The following is a 19697-nucleotide window of genomic DNA, read 5'->3' on the forward strand; positions in this document are numbered from 1 at the left end:
CCGGGAACCGACCTCCATGACCGCGATCGAGCCGCAGCCCGCGCTGGCGACGACCAGCCTGCCGATCGAGTACGACAAGCGCCTGATGCTGTTCTCGGGCCGCGCGAACCCCGAGCTCGGCGCGAAGATCGCGGACAAGCTGGGCGTGGACCTCGGCACGGTGACGCTCAAGACGTTCTCCAACGGCGAGGTGTACTGCCGCTTCGAGGAGTCCATCCGCGGCGCGGACGTCTTCATCATCCAGCCGACGTGCGCGAACCCGGCCACGGGCGTGTCCGCCAACGACGCGCTCATGGAGCTGCTGTTCATGATCGACGCGGCGGTGGGCGCGTCCGCACACCGCGTCATCGCCGTCACCCCGTGGTTCGGCTACAGCCGCCAGGACAAGAAGTCCGCCCCGCGCGAGCCGATCTCCGCGCGGCTCGTGGCGCGGATGATCGAGGCCGCGGGTGCCGACCGCGTCCTGACGATGGACCTGCACGCCGGCCAGATCCAGGGCTTCTTCCGCAAACCGGTCGACCACATGACGGCGCTGTTCATGCTCACCCAGTACTTCGTCGACCTCGGCCTGGAGGATCTGGTGGTCGTCGCGCCCGACGCGGGCCGCGTGAAGCTGAACAAGAAGTTCGCCTCGAAGATCGGCGCGGAGCTGGCGATCCTCGACAAGGAGCGCCCGGCCCAGCAGGTCGCGGAGATCGGCTATGTCATCGGCGACGTGCGCGGCAAGACGGCGATCATCGTCGACGACATGATCGACACGGCCGGCACGCTCTGCGCGGCGGGCCAGACGGTCATCGACGCCGGCGCCCGGGCCGTGTACGCCGCCGCCACGCACCCGGTCCTCTCCGGGGCCGCGTACGAGAACCTCCGCGCCGCCGCGTTCGAGCAGATCGTGGTGACGGACACCATCCCGCTGCGCGCGGGGGCCCCGGACAACGTCCGGGTCCTGTCGTGCGCGGAGCTGCTGACGGACTCGATCCGCCGGATCTTCACGAACGACTCCGTGTCCGAGGTGTTCGGCGGGGAGAACCAGCTGTTCTGAGCGACGGCGGGGCGCACCGGTTGATGGACCGCCTCGGGCTCACCGAGGGCGAGCTCTGCCAGGTGCTCGGCACCGATCCGCTGACGATCGTCTCGGGGCAGGCCGACGCCGACCCGCGGCTGCGGATCCTGCTCGACCTCACGGCCGAGGCGGCCGAGCGGGTGGGGGACGGGATGCTGCGCGTGTGGGTGCGCCGCGGCGCGCCGCTCGAGCACCTCCTGGCGGGCGACTTCGCGGCGTTCGAGGACGACCTCGGCGATCTCGCCGAGCGCGGCTTCACCGTCCGCCGGCGCGGCGGCGCCTGAGCGGGCGGGCTGGGGGTGCCGGCGCCGGGCCGGCGGGACGGGGTCCGCAAGGTGGGCTCGCAGCGTCTGCCGGCGGGAGGCGGGCCCCCGAGGGTTCTCACTTCGGGTCGGGCCGCTTCTCGCCCGGCCACACGCCGGTCAGGTGCGCGTAGCCCTTGGCCCCGCCGCGGTTCACCGCGGCGCGGACGGTGGCGAAGATCGCGCCCTGGAGCGCCGCCGCCAGCACGACCTTCTTCAGCGGCGCCTCTTCCGTCGTCGCCTCGGGCGGCTCCTCGTCGTCGAGCTTGCCCCACACGACGTTGAAGACCTGACGGCCGGCGAGGCCGGCGAGAATGCCCAGGATGATGCCGAAGGGCTTGTAGATCAGCTTCACGATGTCCAGTCCCTCATGCGTCGTTCTGTCCGCGCGGTCGGTTGAATCCAGTACCCGGCAGGGGAAGAATCGCACCATGAAGGACGAAGGGCATAGCGACGAGCTTCTCAGGCGGGCCCTGATCGACGAGGCGGATGCCGCCGCGGTCGCGCTCAAGGTCGCGCCCCTCTCGATGTGCGACGCGCTGACCGTCATCTTCCACGGGCGCCGGGACCTCGGCACGATCCAGACGTACGTGGCTCACGGCGGGCTCGGTGCGGGGTCCGCGGTGGGCGCCGGCGACCTGCTGCGCGTGCCGTGCGATCTCGACCTCGCGGACGCCGAGGACCGCGACGCGGCCGAGGAGCTCTACGCGGCACAGGCGCGAGCGCTGCGTGACGCGCTCGTCGCCGCCGACACGGTGCTCGCCGTCTGGCGCGAACCGCTGGCCGCGGCGGTCGGGCCGGAGGTGACGGTCGACCGCTCCATCGAGATCGACGTCCGGCTGCCCGCGCACCGGCTCATGCCGGTCGCGCTCGTCGCGCCGGAGCGCCAGATCACGGTCGCGCCGGTCTGCGGCGCGCGGACGCTGGCCGAGGGACGCCCGCCGATGGGCATCGCGCTCGCCCAGCCGGACGTCGCGTGGGTGTATCCGCTGCCCGACGATCCGGAGCGCTGCCTGGAGGACTTCCTGGAGCGGGCGGCCGCGCACGCGCACGAGACCGCGGAGCGCCTGGAGCATCAGGAGGCCTCGGTCGTGCGGTTCCTCGAGCTCAACGGCGACGACCCGCCGCTGCTGTAGCGCCGAGCGGGCGGTCGGTCGCGTAGCCTGCCGCGGCGCGTGCGCCGCCTCGCCGTCATCATCGCCGCCGTGGTCGTCTTCCTGGCGATCTCGTTCGGCCTCGCCCGCTGGCTGACGACCGAGAACGCCGAGCGCGACGCCGTGACGAAGCTGCTGGCGGCGCAAGCCCGCGGCGACGTCCCGGCCATGCTCGACCGGCTCGACGGCTGTGCCGAGGATCCGCGCTGCGCGGCGACGGTGCGTGAGAACGCCCGCACGCTGAGGTCGCCCGGCAAGCTCGACGTCGTCGCCTACGACTCGGGCACGTCGTACTCGCTCGGCTCGGCCAGCGGGCCGACGCGGGTCGTCTGGACGGCGCCCGGCCGGCTGACGACGGTCCAGTGCGTCGCCGTGCGGCGCACGGGGAACGTGCTCTCCGGGCTGTCCGTTAGCCTGACCGCCCTGAGCAGACCCATCGGCCGGACCGCCGCCTGCTAGCGGGCCGTCTCGCACTCGCGAGCCGGAGCGCAACAATCCGCGCCGGCCGGTGTTCCTGCCCCGGTCCAGATGCTTCGCCGCTCCCATCTCCTCGCCGCCCTCCTCGCCGCCGCGCTGCTCGTGCCGGCGGCCGCCGCGGGTGCGGACACGCCGGCGAAGGGCGCGCTGTACCACGACGGCCCGAGCGGCCGCTACCTGCTCGGCGGGACCTGGCAGCTGCGCACGACGGGCGCCTGGCAGGACATCACGGTTCCGTACGCCTGGAACAAGGGCGACGACCTGCAGAGCTACCTCGGCGGCGTGGCCTACTACCGCAAGCAGTTCACGCTGCCGAGCGCGCCGCGCGGGCGCAGCTGGGTCGTCCGCTTCGAGTCGGTGAACTTCCGCTCGTCGGTGTCGATCAACGGCCACCGGCTCGGCACGCACGTCGGTGCCTTCCTGCCGTTCGAGTTCGTCATCCCCGCGCGCTACCTGCATCGCGGGACGAACACCCTCCTCGTCCGCACCGACTCCAAGACGCATGCGCTCGACGTGCCCTACCAGCGCCTCAGCTCCCGGGGCGTGCCGAACGCGGGCTGGTGGCCGTACGGCGGCATCCTGCGCGAGGTGTACCTGCGGGAGGTCGACCAGGTCGACCTCGAGGACGTGCAGATCCTGCCGCGGCTGCCCAGCGTCAGCGGTCCGGCGCAGGTCCTCTTCCGCGTCAACGCCCGCAACCTCTCCGGCCACACGGTCCGCGCCTCGATCACCGGCCGCTTCGGCTCGCAGCGGGTGCGGCTCGGCTCGGTGGTCCTCGGTCGCGGCGGGTCGCGCCAGGTCAGCGGCTCGCTGACGGTGCGCAACCCGCGCCTGTGGGAGCCCGACCGCCCGACGCTCTACGACGCGTCGGTGGACGCCTCGGTCGGCGGCCGGCGCGTCCAGCAGTACGCGGTGCGCACCGGCATCCGCCAGCTGCGCGTCACCGGCAGCGGCACGTTCCTCATCAACGGCCACCTGCTCAACGCCCGCGGCATGTCGCTGCACGAGGACACCCCCGACAAGGGCTCCGCGCTCGACAACGCTGACCGCAACCGCCTCCTCGACTGGGTCCAGCAGGCCGGCGGCTCGATGATCCGCGCGCACTATCCGCTGCACCCGCAGATGTACGAGGAGGCCGACCGCCGCGGCATCCTCGTCTGGTCGGAGATCCCCTTCTACCAGGTCAAGACGAACTACCTGACGAACGGCGCGGTCCTCGCCCGGGCCGACGCGCAGCTGCGCGACAACGTCATCGACAACGGCAACCACCCGTCGATCATCGTGTGGTCGATCGGCAACGAGCTCAACTCCACGGTCGGCCGCTTCCAGACCGCCTACATCGCCCGGGCGACGCGCACCGCCAAGGCGCTGGACCCGACCCGCCCCGTCGGCATCGCCTTCGCCGGCTATCCCTCGAGCGGCTGCCAGAAGGGCTACGCGCCCCTGCAGGTCCTGGGGGTCAACCTGTACTTCGGCTGGTACCTCGGGCGGCTCGGCGAGATCTCCGACCGGTCGCTGTTGTCGGACTATCTCGACCAGCTGCACCGCTGCTACCGCGACAAGGCGATCATCGCGACCGAGTGGGGGGCCGAGGCCAACCGCGACGGCCCGGTCGACGAGAAGGGCACGTACGCGTTCCAGGCCCAATGGGTGCGCGACATCCTCACGATCTTCGACAGCAAGCCGTGGCTTGCCGGCGCGCTGTACTGGACGGTCCAGGAGTTCCGGATCCGCCCGGGCTGGGACGGCAGCAACCCGTGGCCGACGTCGCCCCTGCACCAGAAGGGCCTGATCACGCTCGACGGCCAGAAGAAGCCGGCCTACGACGTGGTGGCGCAGATGTACCGGGCACACCGCCAGCTGCGCTGAGCCGGACCGGCGCTACCATCGTCCGTCCCATGGCCAAGACTTCTGCGACCAAGCTCGAAGCGCATCCGCGCTCCGCCGAGGGCTCTCGCGCCGCGCGCCGCCTGCGCCGCGAGGGCCGCGTTCCCGGCGTCCTCTACGGCGGCGGTGAGGACCCCGTCGCGTTCGACGTCGATGCCCGTGAGCTGCGCCAGGCGCTGGCCGCCCGCGGCGCCGTGCTCGACCTCGCCCTTGGCGGCCAGAGCAGCTCCGCCGTCGTCAAGCACGCCGACCATCACCCGGTCCGCGGCGACACGATGCACATCGAGCTCATCCGCGTGCGGCTCGACGTCGCCATCCAGGCGACAGTCATGGTCGATCTCACCGGCGCCGAGGATGCCCCGGGCGTCCGCGAGGGCGGCGTGCTCGAGCAGGTCACCCGCGAGGTGACGATCGAGGCGCTCCCGAACGAGATCCCGGAGTCCCTCCAGCACGACGTGTCCGGCATGGCGATGAACGACACGCTGTTCCTCAGCGCGCTGAGCGCGCCGAGCGGCGTCACGATCGTCGACGCCTCCGAGGAGATCGTCATCGCGACGCTCACGCCGCCGCGCCTGGCCGTCGAGTCCGAGGACGAGATCGAGACCGAGACCGAGCGTGTGGGCGAGGGCGAGGCGCCCGCGGCCGCGGCCGAGGCCGGCGGCGGCGACGAGGCCGCCGCGGGCGACTCGGGCGACAACGCCGAGTAGGCCACCCTGCCGGTCGACTGGCTCGTCGTCGGGCTGGGCAATCCCGGCTCGGAGTACGCCTACACCCCGCACAACGTCGGGTTCGAGGTGGCGGCGGAGCTCGCGCGCCGCTGGGACCTGCCGCGGGCCAGGAAGAAGTTCGCGGGGCTGATCACCGACGGTCGGATCATGTCGGCGGGGGTGGGCGGTCCGCGGGTGGCCGTCCTGCTGCCGCAGACCTACATGAACGACGCCGGGCGGTCGGTCGGCCCGGCGCGCGGCGCGCTGCAGGCCGACCTGGACCGCGTGCTCGTCGTCCACGACGAGATCGACCTGCCGTTCGGCGAGATCCGCGCGCGGCTCGGCGGCGGGCTCGCCGGCCACAACGGGCTCAAGTCGCTCCGGCGCGAGCTCGGCAGCCCGGACTTCGCCCGCGTGCGCATCGGCGTGGGCCGCCCGGACTCGACCGATCCGGACATCGTGGCCGGGTACGTGCTCGGCCGCTGGCGCCAGGACAAGAACGACGTGGCCGACCTCGTGCAGCGGGCGGCGGACGTCGCCGAGCGCATCGTGCTGGGCGAGACCCAGCTGTAGCCCCCGCCGCGCCGAGCGTCGATTCTCTCCGCCTGACGCTGAGGAAGTCGACGCTCGGCGCACTCGACAAGATCCGTAGTCCGGGCGGAGGTACCGGGGCATACGTGCGGTTGCGACGGGCGCTGCGACGAGGTCGAATGGGCCCATGCGCGGATCCGCTGTCCTCCGCACCCTCGCCCTCGGCGGCCTCGTCGCGGTCGCCGTCGCCGCTTCGGCCGACGCCCGAACGCTCTCGACCTGCACCTACGATGCGCTGGCCGCCGAGGTGGCTGCGGGTGGGTCGATCGTCCTCGACTGCAGCGGGACGATCCCCTTCCCGGCGCCGCTCGCCGTCCCGGCCGGGCGTGGCGTCACGCTCAGCGCGGCGGGCTCGAGCGTGACGCTCGATGGCCGGCGGCGCACGCGGCTGTTCGAGGTCTCGGGCGCGCTGACCTTGATCGACCTGCGGCTCGTCGACGGGCGCGTCGATGGCGCGACTGGGGCGCGGGGCGAGGACGCCGGCGGCGGAGGCGAGGCGTCCTACGGACAGGACGCACACAGCTGCGCGAACTCGGCCACGTCCGGCGATGACGGGCGGGCCGGCGGCGACGGGGGTCCCGGCGTCGACGGCGACGCGGCCATGGGCGGCGCGATCCTCGTCGCCGAGCGCGGGCGGTTGACGCTCGTCGGCGGCCGGGTGAGCGGAAGCGTCGCGAAGGGTGGCGCCGCAGGCCCGGGCGGCCGCGGCGGCCTCGGCGAGACCGGGGGCCAGGGCGGCCGCGGCTGGTCGGACTACGACTCGTGGGAGGACGTGTACTGCTGGCAGCTGCCGGGCGACGGCGGCCATGGCGGCGCCGGCGGCCCTGGCGGCGGCGGGGGCGCAGGCGGCGCCGCGACGGGTGGAGCGATCGCGAACCTCGGCAGGACCGTCGTGGACGGCACGGTCCTCGCAGGCAACATGGCGCAGGGCGGGCGTGGCGGCAGCGGCGCCCCCGGCGGCGTCGGCGGTGACGGCGGCGTGGGCGGGGACACGTTCATCGCGGACGATTACGCGCGCAGCCTCGACGGCGGGGCCGGCGGCGTCGGCGGCAACGCCGGGGAGACCGGTCGCCCAGGGACGGGCGGCGCGGCCCACGGCGGCGCGATCGGGGGCCCGGGCGAGCTGATGCTGATCGGTGCGCGCTTCCTGGACGACGAGGCGGCGGGCGGACGGCCCGGCACGAGCACGTCCGTCGCTCCGAGCGGCTTCGGCGGCGCAGGCGGATGGACGCGGTGGGACTTCGGCTACGAGGAGCAGACCGGCCCCTTCGGCGCGTCCGGCGCGGCGGCGCCGCCACCGGAGGAGGGCGACGGCGCAGGCGCCTCGGGCGGCGGAGTTTCGCTCACCGGCTCGACCGGGCTGATCCAGGCGAGCTCGTTCGAGCGCAACGCCGCCCTCGGCGCCGCCGGCGGCACCGGCACCGGACCGGCAGGGGACGGCGGCGACGCCCGGGGCGGAGGGGTCTTCAGTGCCTTCGCGACGGCCACCGCGCAGCTTGCCTTCACGGCCAACCAGGCCGTCGCCGGTGCGGCCGGTATCGGCACGCCCAACGGCACGCCCGGCCAGGCCGACGGGCCGGACATGTCCGGGCAGACCCTCGCGGCGGGCCTGCTCGCCGTCGATCCGCGGCCGGCGACGACACGGGCGACGACGAGCGTCCCGCTGTCGCTCTCGTTCACCGCATCGGATGGCACCGCGCCGTATGCGTTCACGTTCTACGGCCTACCGCCGGGCGTGCGCGGCGACGCCTCGGGGCAGGCGACCGGCGCACCCACGCGCCCGGGCGTCTACGACGTCCACGCGCTCGTCCGCGACGCCGGCACCCCCGCCCGCCTCGGGGCGCACTCGTGGCGCATCGAGGTGGCGCCGCTCGTCTCGCGGATCAAACCGGCGCGCGGGCCCGAGGGGACCGCCGTGACGATCTCCGGCAGCGGCTTCACGCCGCAGAGCACGGTGCGCTTCGGCTCGGTCCCGGCGGCGAGCGTGACGTATGCCTCGTCACACACCGTGACGGCGGTCGTGCCGGCCGGCCTCGCGCCGGCCACGCCCGTCACCGTGTCGGTGACGACCAACGGCGTCCGCGGAACGGGCCCCGCGTTCACGACGAGCTGACAGCGAGCGTCGATTCTCTCCGCCTGACGCTGAGGAAGTCGACGCTCGGTGGCGGTGGCGGTGGCGGTGGCGGTGGCGGGGCCGGCGGCGGGGCGGTGGCGGGGCCGGCGCGGCGCTCTCGTAGACTCGGTGCAGGCACCGGCCGCGCCCTCGCGCGGGCGGTCGGTGTGCGCGCACATGGCCCTCAGACCCCTCCTTGCACTCATCGAAGACGACCCCGGCGGCTCCACGCTCGTCCGCGACGGCGGGCGCGCGTTCGCGTCGTCGTCGCTGCGCCCGTACGTCCTCGCCGCCCTCGCCGACCAGGACGCGTCGAAGCCCGCGATCGTCGTCGCCGGCGACGACCGCCAGGCCCGCGACCTCGCCGCCGACCTGCGCGCCTGGCTCGCGCCGCGGCGGGTGCGCTTCTACCCGAGCCGCGGCGTCGCGTACGAGTCGCACCTCGCGCCGCCGCCGCACCTCGTGGGCCTGCGCGTCGCGGCACTCGACGCGCTGCTGGATCCGGGCACCGTGGACGCGCCGGTCGTCGTCGTCTCCGCCGTCGCGCTCTCGGAGAAGGTCCCCGACCCCGAGCTGCGCCCGCACTCGCTGCGCCTCGTGGTCGGCGACCTGATCGACGTCGACGAGTTCACCCAGCAGCTCGCCGACGCCGGCTACGAGCGCGTCGACCAGGTCTCCGACCGGGGCCAGTTCGCCGTCCGCGGCGGCATCCTCGACATCTATCCGGCCACCGAGGACCGCGCGGTCCGCGTCGACCTCTTCGACATCGAGATCGAGTCGCTGCGCTGGTTCTCGACGTTCACGCAGCGCTCGCTGGGGGACGCCGAGGCGGTCGAGATCGCGCCGGCCGCCGAGCTCGCGCCCGAGCACCGAGAGCTGGCGGAGATCGCCGCCCTGTCGAGCGAGGACGAGCGGCCCGGGCACCGCGCGCCCAGCACCGACGAAGCTGACGAGCGGTGGTTCGCGCGCGGTCGGATCGCGGAGTTGCTGCCCGTCGACCGCTTCCGCGCGTTCCTCGATCTCGCCCCGGACGACGCGCTCCTGCTCGTCGCCGCCGAGGAGGAGATCGCGCCGGCGCTCGCCGACCACTGGCAGGACGTCTGCGCCGCCTTCCACGCCGAGGACGCCCACGACCTCTACGTCAAGCCCGAGGAGATCCAGGCGGCGCTCGACGCGCGCGCCCGGGTCCGGCTCTCCGCCATCTCCGGCGACCAGCCGATCGAGCTGCGCGGCCAGGCCGCCGACACGGGCTCGCGCTCGCTCAAGGAGGCCGAGTCCGAGCTCGAGAAGCTCGTGCGCTCCGGCTACCGCACGGTCGTGACGTGGGCGCGCCACGGCGAGGGCGAGCGGGCCGCGTACAACCTCGCACGGTTGAAGGCGGGGTGGCTGGACGGCGTGCCGGTCTATGACGCCAGCCTCCATTTCGCCACGGCGTCGCTGCGCGACGGCTTCATCGCGCCGTCGCTCAAGCTCGCCGTCGTCCCCGAGCACCGGCTCATCCGCCGGCGCCGCGCCGAGCCGTCCGGCCCGGCGGTCTCCGGCAAGCGCGGCGTCCTGCGCTCGTTCGCCGACCTGCGCGCCGGCGACATCGTCGTCCACGAGGACCACGGCATCGCCCGCTTCGCCGGCTTCGACACGAGAACCGTCGCCGGCGTGACCCGCGACTACCTGCTGCTCGAGTACGCCGGCGAGGACCGCGTCTTCGTGCCCAGCGACCAGCTGGCGAAGATCTCGCGCTACGTCGGCGCGGGCGGCGAGCACCCGCCGCTGAGCAAGCTCGGCGGCACCCGGTGGGACACGATCAAGGCCCGGGCCCGCCGCGCCGCCCAGGAGCTCGCCGGCGAGCTGCTGAACCTCTACGCCGAGCGCAAGCGCCGCAGCGGCTTCGCCTTCGATCCCGACGGCGACTGGCTGCGCGACTTCGAGGCGAAGTTCCCGCACACCGAGACCGCCGACCAGCGGGAGGCGATCGAGGTGGTCAAGGCCGACATGGAGACCGCGCGGCCGATGGACCGCCTCATCTGCGGCGACGTCGGCTACGGGAAGACCGAGGTGGCGCTGCGCGCCGCGTTCAAGGCGGTCGAGGGCGGCAAGCAGGTCCTGATGCTCGTGCCGACGACGATCCTCGCCCAGCAGCACTTCGGCACGTTCTCCGAACGCCTGCGCGACTACCCCTTCACGATCGAGCACGTCAGCCGCTTCCGGCCCGCCAAGGAGCAGCGCGAGGCCGTCGCGCGCTTCAACCAGGGCAAGGTCGACATCCTCATCGGCACGCACCGCCTGCTGTCGCGCGACGTGCGCCCCAAGGACCTCGGCCTGCTCATCGTCGACGAGGAGCAGCGCTTCGGCGTCAAGCAGAAGGAGCTGCTGCGCCAGCTCAAGCTGCGCGTCGACGTCATCGCGATGAGCGCGACGCCGATCCCGCGCACGCTGCAGATGTCGCTGGCCGGCGTGCGGGACATCTCGGTCATCGAGACGCCCCCCGAGGGCCGGCGGCCCGTGAAGACCTACGTCGGCGAGTACGACGAGGACCTCGTCAAGCAGGCGCTCGAGCGCGAGCACAAGCGCGGCGGCCAGGCGTTCTTCCTGCACAACCGGGTCGAGACGATCGACGAGACCGCCGAGCGGCTGCGGGCCCTGTGCCCGGGGATGACGTTCGCGGTGGGCCACGGCCAGCTCGACGCCGACGAGCTCGAGCAGCGGATGCTGTCGTTCCTGCGCGGCGACGCCGACGTCCTCGTGGCGACGTCGATCATCGAATCGGGCATCGACATCCCGCAGGCGAACACGCTCGTCGTCGAGCGCGCCGACGTCTTCGGCCTCGCCCAGCTCTACCAGATCCGCGGGCGCGTCGGCCGGTCCCGCGAGCGGGCATACGCCTACCTGCTGTATCCGAGCGCCGATGCGCTGACGCAGGAGGCCGCGCAGCGCCTCGCCGCGCTCAGCGACTACACCGAGCTCGGCGCCGGCTTCAAGATCGCCATGCGCGACCTCGAGATCCGGGGCGCCGGCAACCTCCTCGGCGACGAGCAGTCCGGCCACGTCGCCGCGCTGGGCTTCGAGCTGTACCTGCAGATGCTCGACGAGGCGGTGCGCGCCGCGGAGGGCATGGCCGACGACGCGCCCGAGCCGGTGCGCTTGGACGTCAACGTCGACGCCTACGTCCCCGCCGACTACGTCCCGTACGAGCAGGCGAAGATCGACGTGCACCGGCGCATCGCGGGGGCGGCCGAGGTCGCCGACCTGGCGCTGCTGCGCGACGAGCTCGAGGACCGCTTCGGACCCGTCCCGGAGCCGCTGTCGAACCTGATCTCCCTGCAGCAGGCGCGCATCAAGCTCGGCCAGGCCGGCGCGCAGGCCGTGACGTTCCGGGGCGGACGGCTGGCGGTCACGCCGGTCGAGCTCGACTCCGTGCGCGCGAAGCGCATCCGCGAGCAGATCCCCGGCGCGCTGTACGAGTCCGGCAAGTCGCAGCTGTCCGTTCGCGTCCCCGACGACCCCCAGCAGCGCTTCCCCGCGGTCGTCCACGCGGCCGACGTGCTTCTTTCGGTGACTCGAGAGGCCGCTTGATCCGCGGTTCAGGAACTCACGCCACCCTGCGCCGGATGCGCCATCGTTCCGCTACCCTCTCGCGCCCTATGCGCTCGACGCTTCGACTTCTGCTGCCCATCGGGCTCCTCGCCCTGCTCGCCGTCGGCCTGGCGGCCTGTGGCGGCGGCGGTGACGGCGACAACGGCGCCAGCAGCAACGACCTCCCCGGCAACGCCGTCGCCCAGGTCGGCGAGGTGTCCGTGACGAAGGACGACTTCACGCACTGGCTCAACGTGGCGGCCGTCTCGTCGGCCCAGCAGACCGGGGCCAAGGGGGCTGCCGCCCAGGCGCCCGTCCCGCCGGACTTCACGGCCTGCGTGGCGGGCAAGAAGGAGAACGCGCCCAAGCCGGCCAAGGGCCAGCCGACCACGACGGACGCCCAGTACAAGGCGCAGTGCAAGCAGGAGTACGAGTCGCTGCGCGACCAGGTCATGTCGTTCCTGATCTCGGCGCAGTGGATCCAGCAGGAGGCGGCGAAGCGCAACATCACGATCACCGACGCGCAGCTGCAGAAGGACTTCGACAAGACGAAGAAGCAGTCGTTCCCGAAGGACGCCGACTACCAGAAGTTCCTGAAGTCGTCGGGCATGACGGAGCAGGACATCCTCTTCCGGGTCAAGCTGGACTCGCTGAGCAACAAGCTGCGCGAGCAGGTCGTCAAGGGCAAGGACAACGTCACCGACGCCCAGATCGCCACCTACTACAACAAGAACAAGCAGCGCTTCGCGACCCCGGAGACCCGCGACGTGCGCATCGTGCTGACGAAGACCGAGGCGCAGGCCAACGCGGCCAAGAAGGCGCTGGAGGGCGGCGAGAGCTGGAGCAAGGTGGCCAAGCAGTACTCGATCGACGAGGCCTCCAAGGGGCAGGGCGGGCTGCTGTCGGGCATCGCCAAGGGCCAGCAGGAGAAGGCGCTCGACGACGCGCTGTTCGGCGCGAAGAAGAGCACCATCGGCGGCCCGGTCAAGACCCAGTTCGGCTGGTACGTCTACGAGGTCGAGAAGATCACGCCGGCCAACCAGCAGACGCAGCAGCAGGCCTCCGCGACGATCAAGCAGCTCCTGCAGTCCCAGAACCAGCAGAAGGCGCTCGACGGGTTCGTCAAGGACTTCCAGAACCGCTTCAAGGGATCCACCGTCTGCCGCACCGGCTATGTGACGCAGGACTGCAGCAACGCGCCCAAGCAGAAGACGAACACGACGACGACGCCCGCGGGCGGCGCGACGACGAACCCCGCGCCCGCGACGACGGGCTGAGCGGCACTGAGACGAGGCGGCGGTCGCCGAGAGGCGCCGCCGCCATATCCTGGCGTCCGTGCCCGACCGCGACGAGATCACCGAGGCCCTCGGGCGCCTGGACGACCTGACGCGCCGGCTGCGGCGCGAGTGCCCGTGGGACCGCGAGCAGGATGAGCGCTCGATCGTCCCGCACACCGTCGAGGAGGCCTACGAGCTCGCCGACGCCGCCGGCCGCGGCGACGACGCCAAGCTCCTGGACGAGCTCGGCGACGTGCTCTTCCAGGTCCACTTCCTCTCCCTGCTGCTCGAGGAGCGCGGCGCCGGCGACCTCGCCCAGGTCGCCGAGCACTGCCGCCAGAAGCTCATCCGCCGCCACCCGCACGTCTTCGGCACGGCCGAGGTGGACAACGCGGCCGAGGTCCTGGCCAACTGGGACCGCATCAAGGAGGGCGAGGCGGGCCGCGAGCGCGGCGTCTTCGCCGAGGTCCCGGAGAACCTGCCCGGGCCGCTGCTGGCGCGCAAGGTCCAGCGCCGCGCCGCCTCCAGCGGCTTCGACCCGCTCGACGCCGGCGAGGCGCTCGACGCCGCCCGCGCCACCCTCGAGCAGGTGGGCGCCGGCCCGACCGAGGACACGGTCGGCGACGCGCTCTTCGCGCTCGTCAACGTGGCGCGCAAGCACCGCATCGACCCCGAGCTCGCCGTCCGCGCCTCCGCCGCCCGCTTCCGCGGCCGCGTCGAGGCGGCCGTGGCGCTCGCGGAGGCCGCCGGGGCGAGCTGGAGCGACCTGACCGACGACCAGCGGCTCGCGCTGTACGCGCAGTCGCGCCTGACCCCACAGGAGACACCCCAAGACCCATGAGCCAGATCGAGAAGGTCCACGCCCGCCAGATCCTCGACTCCCGGGGCAACCCGACCGTCGAGGTCGAGGTCAGCCTGCGCTCCGGCGCCACCGGCCGCGCCGCGGTCCCCTCGGGCGCGTCGACCGGCGAGTTCGAGGCCACGGAGCTGCGCGACGGCGGCGAGCGCTGGCTGGGCAAGGGCGTCGAGAAGGCGGTGGCCAACGTCAACGGGGAGATCGCCGAGGCGGTCGCGGGGCACGACGCCACCGACCAGGCCGGCCTGGACCGCGCGATGATCGACCTCGACGGCACGCCGAACAAGTCGCGCCTCGGCGCGAACGCGGTCCTCGGCGTCTCGCTGGCCGCCGCCCACGCCGCCGCGGCCGAGGAGGGGCTCCCGCTGTGGCGCTACCTGGGCGGGGAGGCCGCCCACGTCCTGCCGGTGCCGATGATGAACGTCCTCAACGGCGGCGCGCACGCCGACAACTCCGTCGACTTCCAGGAGTTCATGATCGTCCCGGTCGGCGCGCCGACCTTCGCCGAGTGCCTGCGCGTGGGCACCGAGGTCTTCCACGCGCTCAAGGGCACGCTGCACGCCCGCGGGCTGGCCACGGCCGTGGGCGACGAGGGCGGCTTCGCGCCGAACCTCGAGTCCAACGAGGCGGCGCTGCAGGCGCTCGTGGAAGGGATCGAGGCGGCCGGCTACACGCCCGGCGACGAGGTGGCGATCGCCATGGACCCGGCCACGAGCGAGCTCTACGACGACGGCGTGTACCACCTCGAGCACGAGGGCCGCAAGCTCTCCTCCGACGACCTCGCCGCGTACTGGGCCGACCTCAGCGACCGCTACCCGATCCTCTCCATCGAGGACGGCATGGACGAGGAGGACTGGGACGGCTGGAAGGTCCTCACCGACCGCATCGGCGGTCGCGTCCAGCTCGTCGGCGACGACCTCTTCGTCACGAACACGCAGCGCCTGCGGCGCGGCATCGAGCTGGGCGTCGGCAACTCGATCCTGATCAAGGTCAACCAGATCGGCACGCTGAGCGAGACACTCGACGCGATCGCCACCGCGCGCGGCGCCGGCTACACCGCGGTGATGTCGCACCGCTCCGGCGAGACCGAGGACGTCACGATCGCCGACCTCGCCGTCGCGACCGGCTGCGGCCAGATCAAGACCGGCGCCCCGTCGCGCAGCGACCGCGTGGCCAAGTACAACCAGCTGCTGCGCATCGAGGAGCAGCTCGGCGCCGACGCCACGTTCCCGGGCCGCTCGGTCTTCCGCTCGTAGGCCGCGCAGGAATCCGCGGCGCGCCCGCGAACGACCCAGTGGATGCATCGAGTTCGCTGGGACCGGGTGGGGCGCGTCGCGCTGCTCTGCGTGCTGCTGGGCATCGTCGCCCTCTACGTCGGCCCGGCCCGGTCGTACTGGACGGCGCTGGGCGAGTCCAAGACCAAGAACGCGGAGGTGCAGCGCCTGCAGCTCGAGCACGACCGGCTGCAGGCCCGCAAGCGGGCCCTGAGCCAGCCGGACACCCTGGAGCGCGAGGCGCGCAAGCTCGGCTACGTCCTGCCGGGGGAGAAGGCCTACGTGATCGAGGACCTGCCGTCGGGCTGAGCCGCCCGGCGCCGGGGTCCATCCGGCGGGCGCCCGGGCGTGGCTACGCTGGGCGCGATGCCCTACGAGACCGCGGTGTTCGACTGGCGCGCCGGCGATCGGACCGTGCAGAGCGCGGTCCCCGACGAGCGGCTGGCCATGGAACGCGTGGTCGAGGCGCTGATGGCCGAGCTGCGCCGCCGCATCGGCATCACGTTCACCGTCGACGAGCTCGCGTGCCTCTACGACCAGGGCACCGACTGGACGCTCGAGGTGGCCCAGCGGGTCGCCCCCGACGCGCCGTGGGCGTGGGACGCCTCCACGGTCGCCGACGCGGCCTTCCACCGCTACCTGCGCGGCGCGAGCGACTACGCCGGCGGCCGGCGGCTCACCGACTGACCGCCACGGCCCGCCTGAAGCGCCAGCGGCGCCCCAGGACGGCGAAGCCGAGCCGGCGGTAGAGCTCCCGCGGCCAGTCGTCCTCGTCGGCCCACAGGAACGTCAGATCGTGCCCGGCGCGCCGCGAGGCCTCCAAGGCGGCGAGGACGACCGCCTGGGCGTGGCCGCGCCCGCGGTACGCGTGGCGGGTCTGGACGTCCTCGATCTGGCCGATCGCGCCGTCGGTGTACAGCTTGGCCATCGAGGCGATGGTGCCGTCGGGTGCGGTCGAGGCGAAGGCCCGCTCGCTCATGGCGCGCCCCACGACCAGGTCGGCGACCTCGATCGCCGCGAGCGTGGCCTCGTCGAAGCCGTCCTCCCGCGTCGCCGCGCGCCGCGGCAGGACGATGTCGGGCGCCGGTACCTCGCGCGCCGCCTGGCGCGGTGTCCGGTCGGCGGGCACGGCGCCGGCGACCATCGCGACGTGGCGCTCGATCGTCCAGCCCGCGCGGGCCAGGTCGGCGGCCAGGCGGGTGACGTCGGCGGGCTCGTCGACGATCAGCATCCGGTGCGCCAGGCCGGCCAGCGCGGCGTCGGCGTCGGCGACGAGCTCGGCGGTCGCCGCGGCCGGGCGCTCGACGTAGACGAAGTTCAGATCCCAGAACGCCGGCTCGGAGAACCGGAACGCGCAGCCGTGCGGCGTCGGGGCGCGCGTCGCGACCCGCCCGCGCAGGGCGAGGTCGAAGGCCCGCACACGGGCCCAGGCGGTGGGGTCGTCAGTCCTCGTCGTCGCCGTCGACCGAGGCGCGGCGGATGATGATCTGGTCGGACTCGATCGTCACCTCGACCGGGCGGTGACCCGCCCAGTGCTCGGCGTAGATCGGGTTCTCCTCCACGGCCGGGTCGAGCCACAGTCCGTAGCCCTCCTCGCCATGGTCGAAGGTTCCCTCGAGGACGCCCGCCGAGCTGCGGGAGCTGGTGCTCCTGCTGCTCCGTCCGCGGCCACGGCGGCCGCGACGGCGCGAGCTCGTCGACTTGTCCTCGGAGTCCGCCTCGTCGTCGTCCTTCGGGCCCTCGGCCTCGGCGCGAGCCGCCTCGGCGGCTTCGGCGGCCTCGGCGGCGGCCTTCTCGGCTTCGAGCTCGGCGGCGATGAGCGCGTCGTCCTCCGCGCGCAGATCGATCTCGTCGTCGAAGTCGACGGCGGGTGCGCCCTCGCCGTTCTCCGGCGGATCGGCGCTGAGATCGTTCTCGCGTTTGAAGGCCTCGATCTGCTGCACGGTCACCTCGAGTTGATGGGCGACCCACGCATCCGTTCGACCTTGACGCACCCATGTGCGAATCTGATTGAGGTGGGGACGCAATGAGCGGCGTGCCATGAGGGGCGGGACCCTAGCGAAAGTTCTCAGGCAGCCGCACGTTTCATCCCCTACCGGGCCGGGGAGGCCGGTCCGGAGTACAGTGCCCGAGGCAGGGAGGTGCCAGTCGAATGCTGGTCCTGACACGCAAGTCCAACCAGAGCATCATGATCGGCGACGACATCGAGGTGTCTGTCTTGTCGATCATGGGAGAGAAGGTCCGCATCGGCATCCAGGCGCCTCGGGACATCCCGGTGTTCCGCAAGGAGGTCTACCTCGAGATCCAGGAGGAGCGCGGGGGCGTGGGCGTCGCAGTGGGCGACGCGCGGCGCACGACCGAGCCGGCCGGGGGCCTGCGGGCCCAGGTGGACGACGAGCTGCGCAAGCTCGGCGGCGCCTAGACGCGGCGCAGGAGCGTGATCGGCGGGCGGCGGCTCCGGGCCGCCGTCAGCCCATCACGATGAAGAGGATCTCGAACATGCCGATCGTCACGCCGACGGCGGTGGCGATCAGCATGAGCACGAGCAGCACGAATCGGACGGAGCCGTGCCGGTGACGGCGCTGGATCGTGCGCCGCCGGGCGCGGTCGATCGCCGTCTGGCGCAGCTCGTGGCGACGCTCGCGATCCTCCTGTGATTCCTCGACGAACGCTCGCTCGAGGTCGGCGAGGCTCTGGCGCATCCTCAGGGCCATCGGCACGAAGCGTACCCCTCGCGGCCGCTCAACGGGTGTTCAGCATGCTTGCCATAACCCCCTCCGGTGCTCCCGCGCCTGCCGCTGCAGCTGCGCGAACCGGTCCGCGTATCGGACGTTCGGCGGCACCGTGAGCGTCCGCGCGTAGCCGTCGCGCACGAGCGCGGCATTGACGAACGTCCCGTCGCCCACGCGGTAGACGTAGGCGAGCAGGCGGCCGTAGCGGTCGCGGCGCTCGACGTCGAAGCGCAGGCGGACGTCCTCGCCGCCCACGAGCTGCTCGTTGTGCGCCGACGCGCGCTTGGCGAAGCACTGCACCGGCGTGCCCGGCTTGACCGACTCCGGCGTGTCGATGCCGATGTAGCGCACCGTCTCGTCCGTGCCGTCGAGATCGACGTGGATCGTGTCGCCGTCCACGACACGCGTGACCTCCCCCGCGACGCCCTTCGGGGCGCGGTCCGAGCGCTGCGCCGCGAGCCGCGCCGCGAAGACCGCGACGATCAGGACGACGACGGTGATGACGGCGCGACGAGGCATCCCCGCCACCGTGTCACACGGGGCGGCGGGGACGCAGGACCCGTTGCAGAGTCGTGACGAAGCGGGCCGCGAGCGCGGGCGCTACGCGACCGTCACCTCGTCGGAGAGGTACACGTCCTGGATCGCGTGCAGGAGCCCGATGCCCTCGTCCATCGGGCGCTGGAACGCCTTGCGCCCGGAGATGAGGCCCGACCCGCCGGCGCGCTTGTTGATCACCGCGGTGCGGACCGCCTCGGCGACGTCGGTCTGGCCCGACGAGGCGCCGCCGCTGTTGATGAGGGGTGCGCGGCCCAGGTAGCAGTTCACGACCTGCCAGCGGCAGAGGTCGATCGGGTTGTCGGTCGTCAGCTTGTCGTAGACCAGCTGGCTGGTCTTGCCGAAGTCCTTGCCCATCGCGAGGTAGCCGCCGTTGTTCTCGGGCAGCTTCTGCTTGATGATGTCGGCCTCGATCGTCGTGCCGATGTGGTTGGCCTGGCCGGTCAGGTCGGCGGAGACGTGGTAGTCGACCCCGTCCTTCTTGAACGCCGGGTTGCGCAGGTAGCACCACAGCACCGTGAACATGCCGAGCCGGTGGGCCTCCTCGAACGCGCGCGCCACCTCGACGATCTGCCGGTTGCTCTCCTCGGAGCCGAAGTAGATCGTCGCGCCCACGCCCGCCGCGCCGAGCTCGTGCGCGCGCTGCGCCGTGGCGAACATCGTCTGGTCGAACTGGTTCGGGTACGTCAGCAGCTGGTTGTGGTTGAGCTTGACGATGAACGGGAACTTGTGGGCCCACTTGCGACTGACCGCGCCCATCACCCCGATCGTCGACGCGAACGCGTTGCAGCCGCCCTCGACCGCCAGCTCGACGAGGTTCTCGGGATCGAAGTAGATCGGGTTGGGCGCGAACGACGCGGCGCCGGAGTGCTCGATGCCCTGGTCGACGGGGAGGATCGAGTAGTAGCCCGTGCCGGCCAGGCGCCCGGAGTGCAGCATCCACTGGAGGTTGCGCAGCACGTTGGTCGACCGGTCGGTGTCGACCATGACCCGGTCGACGAAGTCGGGGCCGGGAAGGTGCAGGTTGGCCTTGTCGACGGTGGAGCAGACGTGGTTGAGCAGGGACTCAGTCTCATCGCCCAGCAGCTCCTCAAGGCGGGTGGAGGTCATCTCGGTTGCGGCCACAACGGTCTCCTCGG

Annotated in this window: 21 protein-coding genes; 15 read left to right on the plus strand and 6 right to left on the minus strand. The window is 72.7% G+C overall.

From position 1 onward, the window contains the following. Nucleotides 1-64: 64 nt before the first annotated feature. A complete protein-coding gene (locus DSM104329_RS05120) occupies nucleotides 65-1042 on the plus strand; it encodes a ribose-phosphate diphosphokinase (RefSeq protein WP_407655895.1) in 978 nt (325 codons plus the stop codon). 23 nt (nucleotides 1043-1065) lie between these two features. Beyond that, complete coding sequence (locus DSM104329_RS05125) at nucleotides 1066-1347, plus strand: hypothetical protein (RefSeq protein ID WP_259314318.1); 282 nt, start codon at nucleotides 1066-1068, stop codon at nucleotides 1345-1347. Between the two features lie 97 nt (nucleotides 1348-1444). Here the strand turns inward: DSM104329_RS05125 and DSM104329_RS05130 are convergent, their stop codons facing one another. Next, the gene (locus DSM104329_RS05130; protein ID WP_259314319.1) at nucleotides 1445-1720 is read right to left on the minus strand and encodes a DUF4235 domain-containing protein; all 276 of its coding nucleotides are present in this window, start codon (nucleotides 1718-1720) and stop codon (nucleotides 1445-1447) included. Nucleotides 1721-1796: 76 nt separating this feature from the next. Between DSM104329_RS05130 and DSM104329_RS05135 the strand changes: the two genes are divergently transcribed. The 12 genes from DSM104329_RS05135 (at nucleotide 1797) to DSM104329_RS05190 (ending at nucleotide 15958) form a co-directional block, all read left to right on the plus strand. Further along, on the plus strand, nucleotides 1797-2501 hold the full coding sequence (locus DSM104329_RS05135) for a hypothetical protein (protein ID WP_259314320.1): 705 nt from the start codon (nucleotides 1797-1799) through the stop codon (nucleotides 2499-2501). A gap of 39 nt (nucleotides 2502-2540) precedes the next feature. Then, complete coding sequence (locus tag DSM104329_RS05140; RefSeq protein ID WP_259314321.1) at nucleotides 2541-2978, plus strand: hypothetical protein; 438 nt, start codon at nucleotides 2541-2543, stop codon at nucleotides 2976-2978. A gap of 69 nt (nucleotides 2979-3047) precedes the next feature. Continuing rightward, nucleotides 3048-4865 carry a glycoside hydrolase family 2 protein gene (locus DSM104329_RS05145; RefSeq protein ID WP_259314322.1) on the plus strand — a complete coding sequence of 606 codons (1818 nt, stop codon included), beginning with the start codon at nucleotides 3048-3050 and terminating at the stop codon, nucleotides 4863-4865. A 29-nt stretch (nucleotides 4866-4894) separates the two neighbouring features. After that, entirely contained in the window at nucleotides 4895-5590 is a 696-nt protein-coding gene (locus tag DSM104329_RS05150; protein ID WP_259314323.1) for a 50S ribosomal protein L25, read from the plus strand. Nucleotides 5591-5596: 6 nt separating this feature from the next. Continuing rightward, entirely contained in the window at nucleotides 5597-6163 is a 567-nt protein-coding gene (gene pth, locus DSM104329_RS05155) for an aminoacyl-tRNA hydrolase (protein ID WP_259316186.1), read from the plus strand. Nucleotides 6164-6308: 145 nt separating this feature from the next. Next, nucleotides 6309-8294 carry an IPT/TIG domain-containing protein gene (locus tag DSM104329_RS05160; protein ID WP_259314324.1) on the plus strand — a complete coding sequence of 662 codons (1986 nt, stop codon included), beginning with the start codon at nucleotides 6309-6311 and terminating at the stop codon, nucleotides 8292-8294. A 177-nt stretch (nucleotides 8295-8471) separates the two neighbouring features. Next, nucleotides 8472-11864: a transcription-repair coupling factor gene (mfd, locus tag DSM104329_RS05165; RefSeq protein WP_259314325.1), complete on the plus strand. Its 3393-nt coding sequence runs from the start codon at nucleotides 8472-8474 to the stop codon at nucleotides 11862-11864. 68 nt (nucleotides 11865-11932) lie between these two features. Continuing rightward, nucleotides 11933-13141 carry a peptidyl-prolyl cis-trans isomerase gene (locus DSM104329_RS05170; RefSeq protein ID WP_259314326.1) on the plus strand — a complete coding sequence of 403 codons (1209 nt, stop codon included), beginning with the start codon at nucleotides 11933-11935 and terminating at the stop codon, nucleotides 13139-13141. A gap of 58 nt (nucleotides 13142-13199) precedes the next feature. Further along, a complete protein-coding gene (locus tag DSM104329_RS05175) occupies nucleotides 13200-13982 on the plus strand; it encodes a MazG family protein (protein WP_259314327.1) in 783 nt (260 codons plus the stop codon). Continuing rightward, the gene (gene eno, locus DSM104329_RS05180) at nucleotides 13979-15253 is read left to right on the plus strand and encodes a phosphopyruvate hydratase (RefSeq protein WP_259314328.1); all 1275 of its coding nucleotides are present in this window, start codon (nucleotides 13979-13981) and stop codon (nucleotides 15251-15253) included. The genes DSM104329_RS05175 and eno overlap by 4 nt, the downstream gene beginning before the upstream one ends. A gap of 42 nt (nucleotides 15254-15295) precedes the next feature. Beyond that, nucleotides 15296-15580 (plus strand): FtsB family cell division protein, encoded by a 285-nt coding sequence (locus tag DSM104329_RS05185; RefSeq protein WP_259314329.1) that lies wholly within the window; start codon nucleotides 15296-15298, stop codon nucleotides 15578-15580. 57 nt (nucleotides 15581-15637) lie between these two features. Beyond that, nucleotides 15638-15958 (plus strand): type III secretion system chaperone, encoded by a 321-nt coding sequence (locus DSM104329_RS05190; protein WP_259314330.1) that lies wholly within the window; start codon nucleotides 15638-15640, stop codon nucleotides 15956-15958. Here DSM104329_RS05190 and DSM104329_RS05195 read toward each other — a convergent pair. Together DSM104329_RS05195 and DSM104329_RS05200 are read right to left on the minus strand one after the other, a co-directional pair. Continuing rightward, on the minus strand, nucleotides 15948-16691 hold the full coding sequence (locus DSM104329_RS05195) for a GNAT family N-acetyltransferase (RefSeq protein ID WP_259314331.1): 744 nt from the start codon (nucleotides 16689-16691) through the stop codon (nucleotides 15948-15950). The two genes, DSM104329_RS05190 and DSM104329_RS05195, sit on opposite strands and share 11 nt — an antisense overlap. A gap of 22 nt (nucleotides 16692-16713) precedes the next feature. After that, entirely contained in the window at nucleotides 16714-17220 is a 507-nt protein-coding gene (locus DSM104329_RS05200; protein WP_259314332.1) for a hypothetical protein, read from the minus strand. A gap of 203 nt (nucleotides 17221-17423) precedes the next feature. Between DSM104329_RS05200 and csrA the strand changes: the two genes are divergently transcribed. Then, the gene (csrA, locus tag DSM104329_RS05205) at nucleotides 17424-17693 is read left to right on the plus strand and encodes a carbon storage regulator CsrA (RefSeq protein WP_259314333.1); all 270 of its coding nucleotides are present in this window, start codon (nucleotides 17424-17426) and stop codon (nucleotides 17691-17693) included. 46 nt (nucleotides 17694-17739) lie between these two features. Here csrA and DSM104329_RS05210 read toward each other — a convergent pair whose 3' ends face one another. The 3 genes from DSM104329_RS05210 to DSM104329_RS05220 form a co-directional block, all read right to left on the minus strand. Next, entirely contained in the window at nucleotides 17740-17985 is a 246-nt protein-coding gene (locus DSM104329_RS05210) for a hypothetical protein (RefSeq protein ID WP_259314334.1), read from the minus strand. 39 nt (nucleotides 17986-18024) lie between these two features. Beyond that, nucleotides 18025-18522, minus strand: coding sequence for a thermonuclease family protein (locus DSM104329_RS05215; RefSeq protein ID WP_259314335.1), 498 nt, complete (start codon nucleotides 18520-18522; stop codon nucleotides 18025-18027). A gap of 81 nt (nucleotides 18523-18603) precedes the next feature. Next, nucleotides 18604-19668, minus strand: coding sequence for a class I fructose-bisphosphate aldolase (locus DSM104329_RS05220; protein WP_407655896.1), 1065 nt, complete (start codon nucleotides 19666-19668; stop codon nucleotides 18604-18606). Nucleotides 19669-19697: the final 29 nt, after the last annotated feature.

Source organism: Capillimicrobium parvum, assembly GCF_021172045.1.
Classification (GTDB): Bacteria; Actinomycetota; Thermoleophilia; order Solirubrobacterales; family Solirubrobacteraceae; genus Capillimicrobium; species Capillimicrobium parvum.

What these genes read in the sequence shown, in the direction of transcription:
- DSM104329_RS05160 (WP_259314324.1), top strand. Translation starts at nt 6,309, where the DNA reads ATGCGCGGATCCGCTGTCCTCCGCACCCTCGCCCTCGGCGGCCTCGTC.
- DSM104329_RS05150 (WP_259314323.1), top strand. Translation starts at nt 4,895, where the DNA reads ATGGCCAAGACTTCTGCGACCAAGCTCGAAGCGCATCCGCGCTCCGCC.
- eno (WP_259314328.1), top strand. Translation starts at nt 13,979, where the DNA reads ATGAGCCAGATCGAGAAGGTCCACGCCCGCCAGATCCTCGACTCCCGG.
- DSM104329_RS05135 (WP_259314320.1), top strand. Translation starts at nt 1,797, where the DNA reads ATGAAGGACGAAGGGCATAGCGACGAGCTTCTCAGGCGGGCCCTGATC.
- mfd (WP_259314325.1), top strand. Translation starts at nt 8,472, where the DNA reads ATGGCCCTCAGACCCCTCCTTGCACTCATCGAAGACGACCCCGGCGGC.
- DSM104329_RS05170 (WP_259314326.1), top strand. Translation starts at nt 11,933, where the DNA reads ATGCGCTCGACGCTTCGACTTCTGCTGCCCATCGGGCTCCTCGCCCTG.
- DSM104329_RS05125 (WP_259314318.1), top strand. Translation starts at nt 1,066, where the DNA reads ATGGACCGCCTCGGGCTCACCGAGGGCGAGCTCTGCCAGGTGCTCGGC.
- DSM104329_RS05210 (WP_259314334.1), bottom strand. Translation starts at nt 17,985, where the DNA reads ATGGCCCTGAGGATGCGCCAGAGCCTCGCCGACCTCGAGCGAGCGTTC.
- DSM104329_RS05215 (WP_259314335.1), bottom strand. Translation starts at nt 18,522, where the DNA reads ATGCCTCGTCGCGCCGTCATCACCGTCGTCGTCCTGATCGTCGCGGTC.
- DSM104329_RS05185 (WP_259314329.1), top strand. Translation starts at nt 15,296, where the DNA reads ATGCATCGAGTTCGCTGGGACCGGGTGGGGCGCGTCGCGCTGCTCTGC.
- DSM104329_RS05190 (WP_259314330.1), top strand. Translation starts at nt 15,638, where the DNA reads ATGCCCTACGAGACCGCGGTGTTCGACTGGCGCGCCGGCGATCGGACC.
- DSM104329_RS05145 (WP_259314322.1), top strand. Translation starts at nt 3,048, where the DNA reads ATGCTTCGCCGCTCCCATCTCCTCGCCGCCCTCCTCGCCGCCGCGCTG.
- DSM104329_RS05220 (WP_407655896.1), bottom strand. Translation starts at nt 19,668, where the DNA reads ATGACCTCCACCCGCCTTGAGGAGCTGCTGGGCGATGAGACTGAGTCC.
- csrA (WP_259314333.1), top strand. Translation starts at nt 17,424, where the DNA reads ATGCTGGTCCTGACACGCAAGTCCAACCAGAGCATCATGATCGGCGAC.